Below are 22,054 nucleotides of genomic sequence, written 5' to 3' on the forward strand. Positions count from 1 at the left end.
TGCGGTGGTGGTCAGGTCAGTTCGTCCGCGCGGCGCACCAGCGCGGTCAGCGCCCGGAACCAGCTCTCGGCCAGCTCCCGTACCTCGTCCTCGGTGAGGAGTCCGGCCGCGTACGCCCAGTGGGCGCTGAGCTCCGGTCCGGCGGGCCGGTCCTCGGTGAGGGCGTTCAGGGTGAGCGCGTGGGACATCGGCATGCCCGGATCGGCTTCGAGGTCGGCTGCGTCCTCCTCGGGGGCGTAGGACCAGTCGGCGGCTTCGGGTCGGCCGAAGCGGCCCATGTAGTTGAACTCGATCCGTGGCTCGCCGAGTTCGGCGAGTCGCGGACCGGTCCCGGGGTTCAGGTGGCGGAGCAGGCCGTGGCCGATGCCGGCGGCGGGCAGGGCGGTGAGGTGGTCGCGGATCCGGGCCACGGCCGCGTCCAGGGCCGGCCCGCCGGCCACGGCGTCGGCCGGGCCCGGGTCGAGCCGGACCGGGACGACACTGGTGAACCAGCCGACCGTTCGGGACAGGTCGGCGGCGCCCGCGAGGTCCTCCGCACGGCCGTGGCCCTCCAGGTCGACCAGCACGGGCCCGCCGGCCGCCGTGCCGCCCGGCGTCCGGGCCGCCCGCCACTCGCCCACGGCCAGCGCGAACGCGGTGAGCAGCACGTCGTTGACGTTCGCCCCGAAGGCGGCCGGGGCCCGGCTCAGCAGCGGGCCGGTGACCTCGGCGGGCAGGGTGAGGGACAGGTGGCGGGTGGTGGCGACCGTGTCCCGCGCGGGGTCGAGCGGGCGGGGCAGCGGCAGTTCGGCACCGGGGGCGAGGACCGCGTGCCACCAGGACAGCTCGTCCTCGGTGGCCGGGTCGACCGCCCGCGCGCGGAGCAGCCGCGACCAGCGGCCGAACGACAGTTCCACGGGCGCCGGTTCGGGGATGCGGCCGCCGCGTACGGCCGCCCAGGCGCCGGCCAGGTCGGGCAGCAGCACGCGCCAGGAGACGCCGTCGACCACCAGGTGGTGGACGAGGAGCAGCAGCCGGCCCGGCCGGTCCGGGCCGGCGTCGAACCAGACCGCCCGCACCATCGCTCCTGACTCCGGGTCGAGTCGGCGCAGGGCGGTCTCACCGTGCCGGGCGACCGCGGCCCGCAGCGCGGTCTCGTCGGCGGCGTCCCGTACGTCGACCCGGGTGAGCCAGGTCCGTACGTCGGTGTCCCGTGCGGCCGGCACCCACAGGACGGGCTCCGGTTCGCGTACGAGCCGGGCGCGCAGCATGTCGTGCCGTCCGGCGAGGGCGCCGAGCACGGCCAGCAGCCCGGGTTCGGTCAGGTCGGCCGGGGTGCGCAGGAGGGCTGCCTGGTGGTAGGCGGCGAGCGGGCCGCCGCGGTCGAGCAGGGCCCGCATGATCGGGGTGAGCGGTACGCCGCCCGTGCCGTCGTCGTGGGCCGCGTGCCGGTCTCGCGTGCCCAGCGGCACGGCGACGGCGGCCAGGGCGGCGACGGTACGGTGCTGGAGGACCTGCCGGGGTGTGATCCGCAGGCCGCCGGAGCGGGCGCGGGCGACGAGCTGCATGGCGACGATGCTGTCCCCGCCGAAGGCGAAGAAGTCGTCGTCGGTGCCGATCGCCGCGGCGGGGATGCCGAGGGCGTCCGCGAACAGGTCGCGCAGGGCGCGCTCGGTGTCGTTCTCCGGGGCGCGGCCGCCGCCCACGGCGGTGAAGTCCGGGGCGGGCAGGGCGGCCCGGTCCAGCTTGCCGTTGGACAGCAGCGGCAGCCTGTCCAGGACGACGACGGCGGCCGGGACCATGTAGTCGGGCAGGACGGCCGCGGCGTGCGCCCGCAGCTCCGCCCCCGCGGTGCCCGCGGCGACGGCGTACGCGACCAGCTGCCGTACCCCGGGGCGGTGTTCGCGGGCCACGACGACGGTCCGGGCGACGGCCGGGTGGGTGTCCAACGCGGCCTCGATCTCGGCGAGTTCGACGCGGTAGCCGCGGATCTTGACCTGGTCGTCGGTGCGTCCGGCGAACTCCAGCAGGCCGTCCTCGGTCCAGCGGGCCAGGTCGCCGGTGCGGTACATCCGCGTCCCCGGCACCCCGAAGGGGTCGGCGACGAAGTGTTCGGCGGTGAGGTCCGGCCGGTCCAGGTAGCCGCGGGCCAGTCCCGGTCCTGACAGGTACAGCTCGCCGGTGACGCCGGGCGGGACCGGGCGCAGGGCGGTGTCCAGGACGTAGGCGCGGGAGTGGTGGACGGGTCGTCCGACGACCGGGCGGGTGCTGTCGCGGACCCGGCCGACGAGGGCGTCGACGGTGGCCTCGGTGGGGCCGTACAGGTTGACCGCCTCGGTGTCCGGGAGGGCGGCCAGCCGCTGCCACAGCGACTCGGGCACGGCCTCGCCGCCGAAGCCGACCAGCGCGAGCGGGCAGTCGCCGTCGGGTCCGATCAGCCCGCTGTCCGCCATCCGGGCCAGCAGGGAGGGGGTGACCTCGATGAAGTCGATGTCCTGTGCGCGGACGAAGGCGGCGAGGAGTTCGGGGTCGCGGCGGGTGTCGTCGTCGGCGATGTGCAGGGCGTGTCCGTCGAGCAGCCACAGCTGCGGCTGCCAGGAGGCGTCGAAGGAGAACGACCAGGCGTGGGCGACGCGCAGCCGGCGGCGGCCGGTGCGGTCCTTCGCGAGGTCGTGCAGGTCGTGGCGGTGGCTGTGGAAGAGGTTGGCGATCCCGCGCTGGGTGACGACGACACCCTTGGGGCGGCCGGTGGAGCCGGAGGTGTGGATGACGTAGGCGGGGTGGTCGGGGCCGGGGGCGATGGGTTCGGCCTGGGGCAGGCCGTCCGTCGGGGTGTCCAGGAGGAGGACGGGGGTGTCACCGGCGGGCAGGCCGATGGCGGTGTCGGAGGTGGCGAGGACCAGGACCGGGCGGGCGTCGGCGAGCAGGGCGGTGACGCGGCCGGCGGGCAGGCCGGGGTCGAGGGGCAGGTAGCCGGCGCCGGCCTTCATCACGGCGAGGATGGCGGCGATGTGATCGGCGGTGCGGGGCAGGGCGAGGGCCACCAGCCGCTCGGGGGCGGCGCCGTGTCCGGCCAGGACGCGTGCCAACTCGGTGCTGCGGGCGTCGAGTTCGGCGAAGGTCCAGGTGGTGCGGCCGTCGGTGACGGCGATCGCGTCCGGCGTGGCGGCGACCTGTGCGGCGAACAGCGCCGGGACCGTGCCGAGGCGTTCGGCGGCCGGCAGCGCGGTGTCGTTCCAGGTCTCCAGGACGGTGTACCGGTCCTCCGAGCCGAGCAGGTCGAGGCGGCCGACGGGACGGTCCGGGTCGGCGGCCATGCCGGAGAGGAGAGCGGTCAGGGCGTCCGTGATCCGCCGTACGGTGGCCGCCTCGAACAGGTCGGGGCGGTACTCGGCGGTCACCCGGAGGCGTTCGGCGGGTTCGACGGCCCAGGCCAGCGGGTAGTGCGTGGAGTCGGCGTGGTCGCGGACGGTGACGCGCGGCGCGTCCCCGCTCACCTCGTCGCGCTCCGCCACCGGGTACGACTCGAACACCACGAGGGTGTCGAAGAGTTCGCCGAGGCCGGCGGCGCGCTGGATGTCGGCGAGGCCGAGGTGCTGGTGGGCGATGAGCCGGGACTGTTCGTCCTGGAGCCGTTCCAGCAGGGCTGCGGTGCTCTCCCCGGGGCGGATCCGCACCCGGACCGGGAGTGTGTTGATGAACAGGCCGATCATCGCCTCGGAGCCGGGCAGTTCGGGTGAGCGCCCGGCGACGGTGGCGCCGAACACCACGTCGTCGCGCCCGGTGAGCCGGCCGAGGAGCACGCCCCAGGCCGCCTGTACCAGGGTGTTGACGGTGACGCCCCGGCGGCGGGCGAACGCCTCCAGCGCCGCGGTGCGGTCGGCGGCCAGTTCCACGGTGTGGGTGTCCGGGACGGTGGCGGTCCGGTCGGGGTCGGCGGGTGCGAGCCGGGTGGGTTCGGCGAGGCCGGCGAGGGCCTCGGACCAGGCGGCTGCCGCGACGGCCGGGTCCTGGACGGCCAGCAGCCGCAGATGGGCGCGGTACGGGGCGGGCGGGGCCGGGGTGCGGCCCTCATAGCGGGCCCACAGCTCGGCGGTGAGCAGCGGCAGCGACCAGCCGTCGAGGAGCAGATGCTGGTGGGAGAGGACCAGCCGGTGCCGGTCGGGGCCGACCCGGGCCAGCAGCAGCCGCAGCAGCGGCGGTCGTCCGGGGTCGAAGCGGCGCCGCTCCTGCTCCAGCAGCCGGTTCCACTCCCCCGGTCGCCCGGGGAGGTCGAGCTGCCGCCAGGGCAGCACGGCGGTGCGCGGTACGACGGCCACGGGCCGCCCGCTGGACAGGTACCGGAAGCCGCCGCGCAGGTTCTCGTGGGCGTCGAGCAGGCTCTGGCCGGCGGCCCGCAGCCGGTCGGCGTCCAGGGGTCCTTCGAGGTCGTAGGAGACCTGGACGGTGTAGACGTCCGGGCCGTCGTCGTCGGAGTCCAGGGCCGCGTGGAAGAGGAGCCCGGCCTGGAGCGGGGAGACGGGCAGCACGTCGGTGCCGGCGGGCAGGGCGGCGAGTTCGGCGCGCTCGGCGTCGGTGAGGTCGAGCAGGACGGTGTCCTCGCCCCGCTCCTCGGTGGCGGCCGTCCTCGTCACGGCGGCGAGTCCGGCGACGGACTTGTGCCGGAACACGTCGCGCGGGCTGAACGCGAGGCCGGCGGCGCGGGCCCGCGCGACCAGCTGCATGGCGACGATGCTGTCCCCGCCGAGGGCGAAGAAGTCGTCGGTCGCACCGACCCGTTCGAGGCCGAGCACCTCGGCGACGAGGGCGCCGAGGGTCTCCTCCAGCGGGGTGCGTGGCCGGGTGTCGGTGACCTCGGCGGCGAAGTCGGGCGCGGGCAGGGCCCGGCGGTCCAGCTTGCCGTTGGGGGTGAGCGGAAGGGCGTCGAGGACGATCACGGCGGCCGGGACCATGTGGCCGGGCAGGGCGGCCGCGGTGTGCGCGCGCAGCGCCGCGGGGTCGGCGGTGACTCGTGCGGCCGGGACGACGTACGCCACGAGGCGGTCCGCGCGCATGATCACGGTCGCGTGGGCCACGCCGGGGTGCCCGGCGAGCACGGTCTCGATCTCGCCGGGCTCGATGCGGAAGCCGCGCAGCTTGACCTGGTCGTCGGTGCGGCCCAGGTACTCCAGCTCGCCGTCCGCAGTCCAGCGGGCCAGGTCGCCCGTGCGGTACATGCGGCTGCCCGCCGGGCCGTACGGGTCGGCGGTGAACCGCTCGGCGGTCAGTCCGGGGCGGCCCAGGTAGCCGCGGGCCAGCTGGACGCCCGCCAGGTACAGTTCGCCGGCCACGCCGGGCGGCACCGGACGCAGGTGGGCGTCGAGCACCTGGGCGCGGGTGTTCCACACCGGGCGGCCGATCGGCACCGTGACCGGGTCGGCGGGCACCTCGTGGGCGGTGACGTCGACGGCGGCCTCGGTGGGGCCGTACAGGTTGTGCAGGCGGCTGTCCGGCAGGACCAGGTGGCAGCGGGCGGCCAGGGCCGCGGGCAGGGACTCGCCGCTGCACATCACCTGGCGGAGGGTGGTGCAGTCGGCGGCGGTGGGCTCGTCGAGGAAGGCGCGCAGCATCGACGGCACGAAGTGGGCCGTGGTGATCTGCTCGCGACGGATCAGTCCGGCCAGGTACCGGGGGTCCTGGTGGCCCTCCGGGCGGGCCACGACGAGGGTGGCGCCGGTGACGAGCGGCCAGAAGAACTCCCACACGGACACGTCGAAGCCCGCCGGGGTCTTCTGGAGCACCCGGTCCCCGGCGGTGAGCCGGTAGGTGTCCTGCATCCACAGCAGCCGGTTGGCGATCGCCTCGTGGGGGACGGAGACGCCCTTGGGACGGCCGGTGGAGCCGGAGGTGTAGATGACGTAGGCGGGGTGCCGGGGGTCGGGGGCGGTGGGCAGCGGGCCGTCGGCCCGGTGCCCGGGGGTGCCGTCGGCGGCCACCGTGAGGCGGGGCACGCCGGTGTCCGGGAGGGCGGCGCCGTCGGCGGTGACCAGGCAGACGGGACGGGCGTCGGCGAGCGTGTACGCCAGCCGCTCGGCCGGGTGGCCGGTGTCGAGGGGCAGGTAGGCGGCGCCCGCGCGGTGCACGGCGAGCAGGGTGACCACGAGGGCGGCGGAGCGCGGGAGGGCGACGGCGACCGTGGCCTCGGCGCGGGCGCCGTGCGCGGCGAGGGTGCGGGCGAGCCGCTCCACCCGCAGGTCGAGTTCGGCGTAGCTGAGCGCGGTGTCCTCGAAGACGAGTGCCGTGGCTCCCGGGGTGCGGGCCGCCTGGGCGCGGAACAGCTCGGGCAGGGTGCGGGCGGGGACAGGCCTGGCGGTGTCGTTCCAGCCGGTGAGGACCAGCGCGCGTTCCTCGTCGCGCAGGACGTCGAGGGCGGAGACGCGGCGGGCGGGGTCGGCGGCGACCTGGGCGAGCAGCGACTCCAGGCGCCGGGCGAGGAGTTCGGCGGTGCGCTCGTCGAAGAGGTCGGCGCTGTACTCGATCCAGCCGTCGATCTGCTCGCCTCGCTCCACGAAGTCGAAGCCGAGGTCGAACTTGGCGCTGTCCTGGCCGACGGTCTCACGGCGGACGGCGAGGCCGGGCAGCACGAGGCCGTCGCCCTGTTCCGCGAGGTGGACGACCATCACCTGGAACAGCGGGTGCCGGGCGAGGGAGCGTTCCGGGTTGAGGGCCTCCACCAGCCGCTCGAAGGGCAGGTCCTGGTGTTCGTAGGCGGCGAGGTCGGTGTCCCGGACGCGGGCGAGGAGTTCGGCGAAGGTGGGGTCGCCGGTCAGGTCGGTGCGCAGGACCAGGGAGTTGACGAAGAAGCCGACCAGGTCTTCGAGGGTCTCGTCGGCGCGGCCCGACACCGGGGCGCCGAGCGGGATGTCCTCGCCGGCGCCGAGCCGGTGCAGCAGGGCGGCCACGGCGGCCTGGGCCACCATGAACATGCTGACGCCGTGCTCGCGGGCGAGGCCCCGCAGGGCGCCGGCCAGGGCGGGCGGGACGGTGAAGCCGGCGGTGCCGCCACGGCCGGTTGGCTCGGCGGGACGCGGCCGGTCGGTGGGCAGGTTCAGCTCGGCGGGCAGTCCGCGCAGGGCCTCGGTCCAGTGGGCGAGGAGTCCGGGTTCGGCCGCGGTCAGCAGGTCGCGCTGCCAGAGCGTGTAGTCGGTGTAACTGGCGGGCATTGGCGCCCAGTCGGGGGCCCGGCCGGTGCTGCGGGCCGCGTAGGCGGTGGCGAGGTCGGTGAGGAGGGGGCGGTCGGACCACTCGTCGGTCGCGATGTGGTGCAGCAGGAGCAGCAGCACGTGCTCGTCGGGCCCGGTGCCGAACAGGGTTGCCCGCAGGGGGAGTTCGTGCGCCAGGTCGAAGACGTGCCGGGTCTTCGCGGCAAGGTCCTCGAACGCGGCGCTCTCCAGGGGCACCTGGACCTGTGCCGGGTTCAGGACGTGCTGGTGCGGGACTCCGTCGATGGCCGGGAAGACGGTCCGCAGCGGGGTGTGCCGGGCGGCCACGTCGTTCAGGGCGGCCTGGAGGGCGTTCCGGTCGAGGGCTCCGGTGAGCCGCCAGGCCGAGGGCAGGTTGTAGGCCGTGCTCGCGCGGTCGACCTGGGAGAGCAGCCAGAGCCTGCGTTGTGCGGAGGAGAGCGGGAGCGGTTCGGGGCGCGGGCGTGGGGCGGCGAGCGCGGGCCTGGTCCTGTCGGCGGTGTCGGTGCGGGCGGCGAGGCGGGCCACGGTGGGCGCCTCGAAGACGGCGCGGACGGTGAGGTCGGCGCCGAGCGTGGTGCGGATGCGGCTGACCAGGCGCATGGCGAGCAGCGAGTGGCCGCCGAGGGCGAAGAAGTCGTCGTCCGCACCGATCCGTTCGAGGCCGAGGACGTCGGCGAACAGGGCGGCGAGGATCTCCTCGCGCGGGGTGCGGGGCGGGGCGCCGTCGCCGGTGCCGGCGGTGAACCCGGGGGCGGGCAGGGCCTTGCGGTCGAGCTTGCCGTTCGGGGTGAGGGGCAGCGCGTCGAGGGTGACGTAGGCGGCCGGGACCATGTGGGCGGGGAGGGCGGCGGTGGCGTGGGCGCGGAGCGCGGTCGCGTCCACCACCGGGCCCGCGTCGGGGACGACGTAGGCCACGAGGGTCTGGTCGCGGACGGCGACCGTGGCGTGCGCGACGGCCGGGTGGGCGGCGAGCACGGCCTCGATCTCGCCGGGCTCGACGCGGAAGCCGCGGACCTTCACCTGGTCGTCGGTGCGGCCGAGGTACTGGACCGTGCCGTCCGGGGCCCAGCGGGCCAGGTCGCCGGTGCGGTACATCCGGCCGCCGGCGGGGCCGAAGGGGTCGGCGACGAACCGTTCGGCGGTCAGTCCGGGCCGGTCCAGGTAGCCGCGGGCCAGCTGGACGCCCGCCAGGTACAGCTCGCCCGGGACGCCGGGCGGCACGGGGCGCAGCCCGGCGTCGAGGACGTACAGGCGGGTGTTCCACACCGGGCGGCCGATGGGGACGGTCGTCGCGTCCGGGGTGATCGCGACGGCGGTCACGTCGACGGAGGCCTCGGTGGGGCCGTACAGGTTGTGCAGTTCGGCGTCGAGCGTCCGGTGGAAGTGGCGGGCGAGGGCGGCCGGCAGCGCCTCGCCGCTGCACAGCACGCGGCGCAGGGCGGTGCGGCCGGCGGCGGTCGGTTCCTCCAGGAAGAGCTGGAGCATGGAGGGCACGAAGTGGACGGTGGTGACGTCCTGTTCGCGGATCAGCGCGGCCAGGTACGCGGGGTCGCGGTGGCCCTCGGGACGGGCGACGACCAGCGTGGCGCCGGTGATCAGCGGCCAGAAGAACTCCCACACCGACACGTCGAAACTCGACGGCGTCTTCTGAAGCACCCGGTCCTCGGCGGTGAGGCCGTAGGCGTCCTGCATCCACAGCAGACGGTTGACGATGCCCTCGTGGGGGACGACGACGCCCTTGGGACGGCCGGTGGAGCCCGAGGTGTAGATGACGTACGCGGGGTGGCGCGGGTCGTACGACGCGGGCAGCTCGCCCTCGGGGCCGGTGGGCAGGGCGTCGCGGATCACGCAGACCGGGCGGGCGTCCTCGACCATGAGGGCGAGCCGGTCGGCCGGGTGGTCCGGGTCCAGCGGCAGATAGGCGGCACCGGCGCGGTGCGCGGCGAGCAGGGCGACGACGAGGTCCGCCGAGCGTGGCAGGGCGACGGCCACGGTGTGTCCGGGGCCCGCGCCGAGACCCACCAGGACGCGGGCGGTGTGATCGACCCGGGCGTCCAACTGGGCGTAGGTGAGCCGCTGTTCCTCGAAGACGAGGGCGGTGGCGTCGGGGGTGCGGGCGGCCTGGGCGCGGAACAGTTCGGGCAGGGTGGTGGACGGCAGCGGGTGCGCGGTGGCGTTCCAGCGGGTGAGGACGTCGGTCCGCTCGTCCTCGGCGAGGACGTCCAGGTCCCGGATCCGCACGTCGGGTCCGGCGGCGACCTGTGCAAGGAGCCGTACCGCGCGGTCCGCCAGCCGGGTGGCGGTGCCGGCGTCGAAGAGGTCGGTGGCGTACTCCAGGAGCAGCAGCACGCGGTCGGACTCGTCGACGTAGGTGAAGTGCAGGTCGAACTTGGCCTGGCCGGTGTCCATCTCGAACCACTCGGTGGCCAGGCCCAGGACGTCGGGGTCGCCGTCGGGCCGGTGGTGGTGGCCGATCATGACCTGGAACAGCGGGTTGCGGCCGGCCGTCCGGGGCGGGTTGAGGGCCTCCACCAGCCGATCGAAGGGCAGGTCCTGGTACTCGAAGGCGGACAGCGACGATTCCCGTACCCGGGCCAGGAGTTCACGGAACGTCAGCTCGTCGCCCGACAGGTCGGTGCGCAGGACCAGCGTGTTGACGAAGAAGCCGACCAGGTCGTTGAGGGCCTCGTCGGTGCGGCCCGCGACGGGGGCGCCGAGCGGGATGTCGTCACCCGCGCCGAGCCGGTGCAGCAGGGCCGCGGTGGCGGCCTGGAACACCATGAACAGGCTGGTGCCGGTGGTGGCGGTGAGGTCGCGCAGGGCCCGGCCGGTGGCGGCGGGCAGTTCCAGGCGGACCTTGCCGCCCCGTCCGGTCGGCTCGGCGGGGCGCGGCCGGTCGGTGGGCAGCGGCAGTTCGTCCGGGAGGCCGCGCAGGGCGTCGGTCCAGTGGGCGAGTTGGGCCTCGCCCGTGGCGGCGAGCAGGTCCCGCTGCCAGAGGGTGTGGTCGGCGTACTGCACGGGCAGCGGTGCCCAGGCCGGGGCGGTGCCCGTGCGGCGGGCCGCGTAGGCGGTGCCCAGGTCGGTGAGGAAGGGGCGGTCGGACCACTCGTCGGTGGTGATGTGGTGCAGGACCACGGCCACCACGTGGTCGTCGGCGGCGACCCTGAACACCTCGCAGCGCAGCGGGAGTTCGGTGGTCAGGTCGAAGGGGCGGCGCTGGGCCGACCGGATCAGCGCGGGCAGCGCGTCCTCGGTGGTGTCGGCGACGGTGAGGACCGGTGCCGCCTCCCCGGCCGGCACGATCCGCTGGTACGGCTCGCCGGTGTGGACCGGGAACACGGTGCGCAGGGCCTCGTGGCGGTCGGCCACGTCCCGCAGGGCGGCGCGCAGGGCCTCGGTGTCGAGGTCGCCGCGCAGCCGGAAGACCAGCGGGAAGTGGTAGGCGACGCCGCTGCCGGTGATCTGCTCGACGAGCAGCAGCCGGCGCTGCGCCGGGGACAGCGGGACGCGGTCGGGCCGGTCGGTCACCGGGGTGACGGGCGGCCGGGCGGGACCGGCCTCGCCGACCCGGGCGGCGAGCCGGGCGGGCGTGGGGGCCTCGAAGAGGTCGCGGATGGCGAGTTCGGCGCCCAGTTCGGTGCGGGCGCGGCTGACCAGCCGGGTGGCGAGCAGGGAGTGGCCGCCGAGGTCGAAGAAGTCGTCCTCCGCACCGGCCTCGGGCAGCCCCAGCACCTCCGCGAACAGCCGGCACAGCACCTCCTCCCGCGGGGTGCGCGGGCCGCGTCCGCCGCCGAGGGCGACGGCGGGCTCGGCCTCCGGAAGGGCGCGGACGTCGAGTTTGCCGTTGGCGTTCATCGGCAGTCCGTCAACGGTGACGAAGGCGGCCGGGACCATGTACTCGGGCAGTTCACGGCCGAGGTCCGCACGCAGCCGCCGGACCAGGGCGCCGGTCTCACGGGCGGCGGTGGGGTCGTTGGCGTAGGGGGCGGTGCCGCCGCCGGGGCGGAACAGGCCGCCGGTGAGGCGGTGTCCCGCGCTCAGGAACACGGCGTCGTACGTCCCGGCCTGGGCGGACCAGGTGGTGAGGACCCGGTGTCCGGCGTCGGCGCCGAGCGCGTGCAGGGTCTCCGGGTCGATGCCGTCCGCGCGGAGGCGGCCGTCGGGGATGCCGGTGACCCGCAATGCGGCGGGGAGCCCGGCGCGCGGGCGTCCGCCGACGCGGGCGATCAGTTCCCCCGCGTCGCGCAGCAGTCGTCCGACAGCTCCGGAGGTCAGGCCGCCACGGGCTAGTTCGCCCACGGTGTGCGCGGTGCCCCACTCGACGGTCGGGGCGTCGGCCAGGTGGATGTCGGGGGCGCCCGCGTACAGGACGACGTCGTAGCGGTGCCGGGTCAGTTCGTTGTGGTGCCGGCCGCGCTTGGTGCGCAGGTCGGCCCCGTACCCGAGAGTGGTGAAGTAGTCGGGGTCGACGAGGAGTTCCTTCTCCAGACGGAGCCCGCGCTCCACCGCCCCGGCCAGGTCGGCCTCCGCCGTGCCCCGGGCGCGCTGGATCTCCGTGTGGAAGGCGCGGGCGAGCCGCAGGTTGCGGACGTCGCCCACGAACAGGGCGCCGCCGGGCGCGAGCAGTGCCATGGCGCCGTCGATGACGGCGGCGAGGTAGTCGACGCTCGGGAAGTACTGGATGACGGAGTTGACGACGATCGTGTCGAAGTGGCCGGCGGGCAGGCCGGTCAGGTCGTCGGCGGGCCGGCAGCGCAGTTCGACCCTGGCGGCCAGCTCCGGGTCCCGTACCCGGAGTTCCGCGCCGATCTTGCGGATGACGGGGGCGGCGAAGTCGGTCGCCCAGTACTCCTCGGTCTCGGGGGCGAGCCGGGACAGGAGCAGTCCGGAGCCGACGCCGATCTCGAGGATCCGGCGCGGGTTCAGGGAGCGGATGCGGTCGAGGGTGGCCTCGCGCCAGTCGTGCATCTGCTCGAAGGGGATGGGCCGGCCGTCGTAGGAGCTGTCCCAGCCGTCGTACCGCTCGGTGAAGACGGCGGTACCGATCTCCTCGTACTCGTCGGAGTAGATCTCCTGCCACTCCCCCACCTGCGCGGCCTCGGCGGCGGAGCGTTCACCGGTGTCGGCGCCGGCGGGCACGACGTAGCCGACGAGGCGTTCGTCGCGGACCACGACGGCGGCCTGGGCGACCAGCGGGTGGCGGCTGAGGGCGGTCTCGATCTCGCCGGGTTCGACGCGGTAGCCACGGATCTTGACCTGGTCGTCGGTGCGGCCGAGGAAGTCGATGTTGCCGTCGGGGTTCCGGCGCACCAGGTCGCCGGTGCGGTACATGCGTTCGCCGGGCTCGCCGAACGGGTCGGCGACGAACCGTTCGGCGGTCAGTCCCGGCCGGTCGAGGTAGCCGCGGGCGAGGCCGATGCCCGCGATGTACAGCTCGCCGGGCACGCCGTCGGGCACCGGCCGCAGCCAAGGGTCCACGATGTGCGCGCGGGTGCCGCGGATGGGCCTGCCCACGGTGGGGGCGACGGAGTCGAGGGTGCCGCCGCCGAGGGTGTTGATGGTGTACTCGGTCGGCCCGTACAGGTTGTAGCCGTAGGTGCCGTCGGTGTCGCGCAGGGCCGTCCAGACCGTCTCCGGGACGGCTTCCCCGCCGAGCAGCACGAGCGGCGGGACGTGACCCTCCAGCAGGCCCTGCTCGATCAGCAGCCGGGCGTAGGTGGGGGTGACGTTCACGACGTCGATGCGGTGGTGCTCGCAGTAGGCGACCAGTGCCTCCGCGTCCCGCCGCAACTCCTCGTCGCAGACGTGCACTTCGTGGCCCTCGACCAGCCAGAGCAGTTCCTCCCACGACATGTCGAAGGCGAAGGACACGGTGTGCGCGACGCGCAGCCGCCGGCCGCCGGCCGCCGCGATGGCCGGTTCGAAGATCTCCTTCTGGTGGTTGAGCTGCATGTTGGTCAGGCCCCGGTAGGGGGTGACGACGCCCTTGGGGCGGCCGGTGGAACCGGAGGTGTAGATGACGTACGCGGGGTGTTCGAGGCTGAAGCGGCGGCGGACGGGGGTGTCGGGCAGTCCGGCCAGCTCTTCCCGGACCGCCGGGTCGTCGAGCGGCACGCGGGGCGTCTCGGTGTCCAGGGTGGCGGAGACGGCCGCGTTGGTGAGCAGCAGCAGCGGGCGGGCGTCGGCGAGCATGAGGGAGAGCCGGTCGGCCGGGTGGTCCAGTTCCAGCGGCAGGTAGGCGGCGCCGGTGCGCAGCACCGCGAAGAGGGCGACCACCATGTCCGGGGAGCGGGGCAGGCCGAGGGCGACGACCCGCTCGGGTCCGGCGCCGCGCGCGATGAGCAGGCGGGCCGTGCGGTTCACGGCCGCGTCGAGTTCGGCGTAGGTCAGGGTGTGCTCGCCGAAGACCAGGGCGCGGGCGTCGGGGGTGCGGGCCGCCTGCGCCGCGAGCAGGTCGGCGATGGTGTCCTCGGGGCCGGGCACCCGGCTCGCCGCCCACTCCGCGCGCAGGGCCGTGTGCTCGGCGGGCAGCAGCGGGTCCAGGGAGCCGACGGGTGCCGTGAGGTCGGCGGTGAGGCGGTCCAGGAGCAGGGTGAAGCGGTCCAGCAGGGCCTGGGCGCGGTCCGCCGGGACCAGGTCGGGGCGGTGGGTGAGGGTGACCGCGATCCGGTGGCCGGGGGTGACGACGAGGTTGGCCGGGTAGTGGGTGGCGTCGACGTTGGCGACGGCCCGCGCGCCGTGCCGGGTGCCGAGGGCCGCCAGCCGGTCCTCGGTGTCGTTGTTGCGGAGCACGAACAGGGTGTCGAAGAGTTTGCGGTGGCCGGTCTCGGCCTGGAGCACGCCGAGGCTGAGGTGCTCGTACGGCATCAGGTCGAGGCGTTCGCCCTGGATCCTGCGGAGCAGTCCGAGGACCGGCTCGGCGGGGTCGAAGGCGATCCGGGTGGGGACGGTGTTGAGGAAGAGGCCGATGATGTGCTCGACGTCGTGGACCTCGCTGGGCCGGCCGGCGACCGTGGTGCCGAACACGACGTCGGGGCGGCCGGTGGCGGAGGCGAGGGTCAGTCCCCAGGCGGCGTTGAGGAGGGTGTTGAGGGTGAGGCCGTGGACGCGGCCGGTCTCCCGGAGCCGGTCGCCGAGTTCGGCGGTCAGGCGTACGTCGAGCTGGTCGGGGATGACCGGTTCGAGGCCGTCGGCCGCGGCCGGGGCGAGCAGGGTGGGTTCGTCCAGACCGGCCAGGGCGGTGCGCCAGGCGGCGGTGGCGGCCGTGTCGTCCTGCCGTTCCAGCCAGGTCAGGTAGTCGCGGTAGCTGCCGGGTGCGGGCAGCGCGGAGGCGTCGCCGCCGGTCTCGTACAGCGCGAACAGTTCGTCCAGGAACAGCCAGGCCGACCAGCCGTCCCAGAGGATCAGGTGGCGGCCGATCACCAGCCGGTCGCCGCGTCCGGAACCCAGGCGCAGCAGGAGCAGCCGGAACAGCGGGGGCTTGGACAGGTCGAACCGGCGGTGCCGCTCGGCGTCGGTCAACTCCCTGATGCGCTGGTTCTGTTCCTCGCCGGTCAGGTGCGAGAGGTCGACCTCTTCGAGCGGGATCTCCGGGGACTCGACGATGAACTGCGCCGGCTGGTCGAGGCCGTCGCTGGTGAAGCCGGCGCGCAGCCCGGGGTTGCGGTCCAGGACGGTGCGGACGGCGGCCCGCAGCCGGGCCGCGTCCAGCCGGGTGGCGAAGTCGAAGGTCTCGTGGACGGTGTAGACGTCCAACGCACCCTGGTCATAGGCCGAGTGGAAGAACAGGCCCTCCTGGAGGGGGGCCAGCGGCCAGACGTCGGCGACGGCCGCCGGGGCGGCGAGCGCGCGGAGCCGCGCGTGTTCGGCGTCGCTGAGGACGAACTCGGCCGCGGGGGCGGGCACTTCCCGGCTGACGGTGCCGGTGGTGGCCGCGAGGGCGGCGGGCGTCCGGTGGGTGAACACGTCACGGGGGCTGAGGTCCAGGCCGGCCGTGCGCGCCCGGCCCGCGACCCCGATGGAGCTGATGCTGTCGCCGCCGAGCCGGAAGAAGTCGTCGTCCGGTCCCACGTCGTCGATGCCGAGGACCGCCGCGAAGATCTCGGTGAACCGCCGCTCCAGCGGCCCCGCGGGCTCCCGGCGGGCGGCCCGCTCGGTGCCGGGGGCGGGCAGCGCGGCCTGGTCGAGCTTGCCGCTGGGGGTGAGCGGCAGGTCGGCGAGGACGACGTACGCCTCCGGGACCAGCGGTGCGGGCAGCGCCTCCGCGAGGGCGGCGCGCAGTCCGGCGGGGTCGGCGACGGCACCGGACGCGGGCACCGCGTAGGCGACCAGACGCTGGTCGCGGACGATGACGGCACCGCGCGCGACCGCCGGGTGTCGGCTCAACGCGGCCTCGATCTCACCGAGTTCGACGCGGTTGCCGCGCAGCTTGACCTGCCGGTCGGTGCGGCCCAGGTACTCGATGACGCCGTCCGGACGGCGGCGCACCAGGTCGCCGGTGCGGTACATGCGGGCGCCGGGCGTGGTCGCGTAGGGGTCGGCGACGAAGCGGTCGGCGGTGAGCGCGGGCCGCCGGTGGTAGCCGCGGGCCAGCTGGACCCCGGTCAGGTACAGCTCGCCCGGGACTCCGTGGGGCACCGGGCGCAGGCAGCCGTCGAGGACCCGGAGGCCGGTGTTCCACACGGGCCGGCCGATGGGCACGGTGGTGTCGGGCGCGCCGTCGTGGGCGTGGTGCGTCACGTCGACGGCGGCCTCGGTCGGGCCGTACAGGTTGTGCAGGGGTACGCCGGTCAGCTCGCGCCAGCGGGTGGCCGCCCGTCCGGGCAGGCCCTCGCCGCTGCTGAGGACGCGGCGCAGCGAGGCCGCCCAGGACGGGTCAGCGGTCACCTCGGGGGAGGCGAGGAACGCCTCCAGCATCGACGGCACGAAGTGCATCGTCGTGACGGACTCGGCCCGGATCAGGCGGGTGAGGTGGCCGGGGTCGCGGTGTCCGTCGGGAGCGGCGAGGACGACGGCGGCGCCCTCGCACAGCGGCCAGAAGAACTCCCAGACGCTGACGTCGAAACCGGCCGGTGTCTTCTGGAGCACCCGGTCGGTGCCGTCGAGCCGGTACGCGCCCTGCATCCAGGCGAGCCGGTTGCCGATGGCGCGGTGGCTGACGACGACGCCCTTGGGGCGGCCGGTGGAGCCGGAGGTGTAGATGAGGTAGGCGGGGTGGTCGGCGCCGAGCGGCGCTGACGGCGGTACGTCCTGCGGGTCGTCGTCCTCCGCCTCGACGTGCAGGACGTCCAGTCCGTCCGTCCCCGGCAGCCGTACCTCGTCCCGGGCGGTGGTGACGACGGTGCGGGCGCCGGAGTCGGCCAGCATGTACGCGATGCGGTCGGCCGGGTAGTCGAGGTCGACCGGCAGGTAGCCGGCGCCCGACTTGAGCACCCCGAGCAGGGCCACCATCAGCTCGGCCGAGCGCGGTACGGCGACGGCGACGAACTGCTCCGGCCCGGCGCCCCGGGCGCGCAGCCGCCGGGCCAGCCGTTCGGCGCGGGCGTCGAGTTCGGCGTAGGTGAGGGTGGTGTCCGCGAAGACGACGGCGGTCGCGTCGGGAGTGCGCGCGGTCTGCGCGGCGACGGCGGCGGGCAGGGTCGTGGCGGGTACGGCGTGCCGCTCGCCCTCGGGGTGCCCGCGCTCGGCGTCGGTGAGCAGGTCGAGGGCGGCCACCGGGCGGGCGGTGTCGTCGGCGAGGGCGTTGAGGATCAGGGTGAGGCGGGCGGCGAGGGTCTGGGCCGCGGTGCCGGGGACCCGGTTGGCGTGGTGCTTCAGACGCAGGTCGAGCCGGCGGCCCGGCTTCACGATCAGGGCCAGCGGATAGTGCACGGCGTCGTGGAAGGCGTGCCCGGTCAGGCGGACCGTGCCGGTCGGGTCGGTGAGGTCCGCCTCGGCGGGATAGTTCTCGAACACCACCAGGGTGTCGAAGAGTTCGCCGCCGCCGACGTGGCCGGCGGCCCGCTGGATCTCGGCCAGGCCGAGGTGCTGGTGGTCGAGGAGCGCGCTCTGCTCCCGCTGGAGGCGTTCCAGGACGGTGCCGAGCGTGTCGGCCGGGGTCCAGCGCAGCCGGGTGGGCAGGGTGTTGATGAAGAGGCCGACCATCGACTCGATGCCGGTCACGGCCGCGTCCCGGCCGGAGACGGTGGTGCCGAAGAGCACGTCCTGGCGGCCGGTGAGTCCGGAGACCAGCAGGCCCCAGGCGGCCTGGACGACCGTGCTCAGGGTGACGCCGTGGTCGCGGGCGCGGGCGGTGAGCCGGGCGGTGGTGCGCTCGGGCAGTTCGACGCGGATCTGGGCGGGCTCGACCGGCCCGGCGGCCGGGGCCTCGACCAGGCGGGTGGGCTCGTCGACGCCGGCCAGCGCGGCACGCCAGGCGTCCCGGCCGGCCTCCCGGTCGGCGCGGGCGATCCGCGCCAGGTAGGCCCGGTAGGGACCGACTTCGGGCAGGGGAGCGGGTTCCGAGCCGTAGAGGGCGAGGAGTTCGCGGTGCAGGACGGGCAGCGACCAGCCGTCGGCGATGATGTGATGGAACGTCAGGATCAGGCGGGCGTGGTTCTCGTCGAGGTGGATCAGGGCGCAGCGCAGCAGCGGCGGGTGGGCGAGGTCGAAGGGGCGGGCGCGTTCGTCGGCGGCGACGGCCGCCGCGAGGCCCGCGCGGACGGCGGTGTCCTGGGCGGACAGGTCGACCTCGTGCCACGGCAGGTCCAGTCCGTCGGCGATCAGCTGGACGGCCCGGCCGTCGGGGAGCCGTCGGAAGCAGGCCCGCAGCGGGGCGTGCCGGTCCAGCAGGCGCCGGGCGGCCTGCCGGAGGAGGCCGCCGTCGACGGGTCCGGCGAGTTCGATCACCTGCTGGACGACGTAGGCGTCGTGCTCGGCGCCGTCGACCAGGGCGTGGAAGAAGAAGCCCTCCTGGAGCGGGCCGAGCGGCAGGACCTCGGCGACGGTGAGCGGGGAGTCGCCTTGGAGCGCGACGAGTTCGCCGGTGGTCGGCGGGTCCCAGGGAAGGCCGGTGGTGCCGGTGGTGCCGGTGGTGCCGTCCGCGTCGGCGGCGGTGCGGGCGACACCGGCGAGCTGGGCGACCGTGCGGTGCCGGAAGACGTCGCGCGGGGTCAGTTCCAGACCGGCGCGGCGGGCCAGCACCAGCAGCTGGATGGCGACGATGCTGTCGCCGCCGAGCACGAAGAAGTCGTCGTCGACGGTCACCGAGGGCACCCGCAGGGCGCGGGCGTACAGGTCGCACAGCAGCCGCTCGCGTTCGGTGCGCGGGGCGCGGCCCGAGCTGAGCAGGGCGTGGTCCGGGACCGGCAGGGCCGCCGAGTCGAGCTTGCCGCTGGGGGTGACGGGCAGCCGGTCCAGCGGGACCAGGGCGGCCGGGACCATGTACTCGGGCAGGAACTCGGCCGCGTGCGCGCGCAGACGCACCATGAGGGCGCCGACGTTGCGGAACGGGGCGGGGCGGTTGGCGTGCGGGTGCGGCCGGCCGGGGACGTAGAGCGGGCCGGGCCCGGTGTCGTCGCCGAGGGTGAACACCGCGTCGAGGCTGCCGTCCTCGGCGTCCGCGGTCCAGGTCAGGGCGGCCCGGTAGCCGTGCCCGGCGGCGGTCTCGTGCAGGGCTTCCGGGTCGACGCCCGCGCTGCCGGTGCGGCTGCTGTCGTCGAGCGCGCCGAGCGCGGCCAGGTCGGGGGCGAGCCGGGCGTTGGGGATGCCGGTGACGCGGAGCCGGGCGGGGCGGTCGGCGCCGAGGTGGTCGCCGAGGGCCTGCGGGGTGCCGAACGTGGACCAGGCGAGTTCCGGTCCGGTGGGCGCGGGGGCCGCGGTGCCGGGGCGCAGGACGACGTCGTACCGGTAGCGGGTGAGTTCGTTGTGGTGGGTGCCGCGCTTGATCCTGATGTCGGCGGTGAAGCCGTCCAGGGTGGCGAAGTAGTCGGGGTCCAGGAGGAGTTCGCCCTCCCAGGCGACGGCCCGGTGCACGGCTGCGCGCAGGGTCTCCTTGTCGTCGTCGGTGGCACGCCCCGACTCGACGGCGGCGGCGAGGGTACGCAGCAGGCGCAGGTTGCGGACGTCGCCGACGAACAGCGCGCCGCCGGGGGCCAGCAGGCGCGCGGCGGAGCGCAGTACGTCGGTGAGGTATTCGACACCCGGGAAGTACTGGGCGACGGAGTTGACGACGACCGTGTCGAAGTGGCCTTCCGGGAGGCCGGTCAGCTCGTGGGCGGGGCGGGCGAGCAGGGTGACCTTGCCGGTCAGTTCCGGTACGCCGTCGACCTGGGCGCGCAGGGCGCGCACCGCCTCCTCGGAGAGGTCGGTGCCGACGTACTCGGTGCAGCCGGGGGCGATCCGGGACAGCAGCAGGCCGCTGCCGACGCCGATCTCCAGGACCCGGCCGGGCCGCAGTCCGCGGATCCGGGCGACGGTCGCGTCCCGCCACTCGCGCAGGTCGGCGAGGGGCAGCGGCAGGCCGTCGTACATGCTGTTCCAGCCCGCGAAGTTCTCCTCGAAGCCGTCGGATCCGGCTGCCGTGTAGAGGAGTTCGTGCAGGTCCTTCCAGTCGGCCACGGCCTCTTCGGCTCCGGCGGCGGCGTCCAGGGCCGGCACCACGTAGGCGGCGAGGCGGCGGTCGCCGGGGCGGTCCTCGCGGACCACGACGGCGGCCTGTTCGACGGCGGGATGGGCGCGCAGCACGGACTCGATCTCGCCGGGCTCGACACGGAAGCCGCGGATCTTGATCTGGCTGTCCACGCGGCCGTGGAACTCCAGCCGGCCGTCGGACTTCCAGCGGACCAGGTCGCCGGTGCGGTAGAGCCGTTCGCCGGGGGCGCCGAACGGGTCGGCGACGAACCGCTCGGCGGTCAGCGCCGGCTGGCCGAGGTAACCGCGGGCGAGGCCCGCGCCGCCGAGGTACAACTCCCCCACCACACCGGCGGGTACGGGCCGCAGCCGGTCGTCGAGGACGTAGGCGCGGGTGCCGGGGTCGGGGACGCCGATGGGCACGATGGTGCCGGCGGGGGTGTCCGGGTCGCACCGGCCCAGCGTGGAGTTGGTGGTGGCCTCGGTGGGGCCGTAGGCGTTGAACATCGTCCGGCCCCGCGCGTAGCGGCCGACGAGTTCCGGCGAGACGCGTTCGGTGCCGGCCAGCAGCGTTGCCGTGGGCGGGAGCCGGACGTCCTCCGGCATGGCCGCGAGGAGGGCGGGCGGCAGGATCATGAAGGTGATGCCGTGCTCGTTCGCGTAGTCCGCGAGGGGCGCGCCGGGCACCCGGCGGTCGGCGGGTACGACGACCAGGCGGCCGCCGGAGAGCAGACCGAGGCAGAGGTCCCAGAAGGCCACGTCGAAGCTGGGCGAGGCGAACTGGAGGACACGGCTGTGCGGGCCGATCCCGAACCGCTCGCGCTGGGTGGCGACCAGTCCGGCGACACCGGCGTGGGAGAGCACCACACCCTTGGGACGGCCGGTGGAGCCGGAGGTGTAGATGACGTACGCCGCGTGCGCGACGGTCAGCTCGTCGGCGGGCGCGGGGTCCCGGTCCGGGTGGGCGGCGAGTTCGGCGAGGGTCCCCGGGGCGTCCAGGACCAGCGGGTCGAGGCCCGGCGGCAGGTCGGGGACCGTCTCGGCGGTGGTGACGAGGCAGACCGGGCGGGCGTCCTCGAGCATGTACGCGATGCGGTCGGCCGGGTAGTCGGTGTCGACCGGCAGATAGGCGGCGCCCGCCTTCAGTACGGCGACCTCCGCGACGATCATGTCCGCCGAACGCGGCACGGCGAGCGCCACCACCCGCTCGGGGCCGGCGCCCCGGGCCACCAGCGCGTGGGCCAACCGGGCCGCTCGGGCGTCGAGTTCGGCGTAGGTGAGACGGACGTCCGCGTGGACCAGGGCCACCTCGTCGGGGCGGGCGGCGACCTGGTCGGCGAACAGGCGCGGCCAGGTGCGCGGGGGCACGTCGTGGGCGGTGTCGTTCCAGCCGTGCAGGATCACCTGTCGCTCGTCGGCGCCGAGGAGTCCGAGGTCGGCGAGCGGTGTGCCGGGGCGGCCGAGGGCGTCGGTGAGGAGCGTGGCGTAGTGGCCGAGGACGCGGTCCACGGTGGCGGGCTCGAAGAGGTCGGCCGCGTAGTCGGCGCGCAGCCGGCCGTCGGTCACGGACAGCGCCAGGTCCAGCGGGCCGCCCTCGTCCCAGGGGGCGGTACCGAAGCCGGTGGCGCACAACAGGCTTGCGCCACGGCCTGGTTCGGGTGCGAGCAGTCGTACCAGCTCGGCGGTGGGCAGGCGGTGGGCGGCGGCCTCGGTGCGGACGGCCGTGACGTGCTCGCGCAGTTCGGCGAACGTCCGGTCGTCGGCCACCGACAGCCGTAGCGGGAGCCCGTCGTGAGCGGTCGTCAGGTCGTGGGCCGCGCTGCCGCCGTACCGGTGGAGCAGGGCGGCGAAGGCGGCGAGCAGGGTGGTCTCGTCGGCCGTCGTGTCGAGCGGCACCGTGCGGACGGCACGCGGCCGCCGCCCCTGCGGGCGTGGCGGGTACGGGTGGTCGAGCGGCAGTGCGGTCTCCGGCGCCGGGACGGTGAACCGGTCCCGCCAGAAGGTCTCGGTGGGTGTCGTCCGCGCTGCCGGTGTCGCAGCGGAAGACGATGAAGAAGGTGCGGAAGAACGCGTGTTGCCCGACACAGCTGCCCGTGCCTCCCCATAGGTGCGCGACGGCTCGGCGGAGCCGCGACCGCTCGAATAGTAAGGTAAGGATTTCCTAACTCAACAGTGCCCATGTGGTTTCGGCGGTCCAAGTCGCAGCGGCTGAGGTTATGCTCACCTAACCTGCTATCAGGACT

The 22,054-nt window shown here is 75.0% G+C and carries 1 protein-coding gene; it reads right to left on the bottom strand.

Going from position 1 to position 22,054, the window contains the following annotated elements; translation table 11 throughout:
• Positions 1 to 11: 11 nt before the first annotated feature.
• A complete protein-coding gene (locus AAW13_RS03915) occupies positions 12 to 21,896 on the bottom strand; it encodes a non-ribosomal peptide synthase/polyketide synthase (RefSeq protein ID WP_046729149.1) in 21,885 nt (7,294 codons plus the stop codon).
• Positions 21,897 to 22,054: the final 158 nt, after the last annotated feature.

The sequence above is a fragment of the Streptomyces humi genome (assembly GCF_001005085.2).
Taxonomy (GTDB): Bacteria; Actinomycetota; Actinomycetes; order Streptomycetales; family Streptomycetaceae; genus Streptomyces; species Streptomyces humi.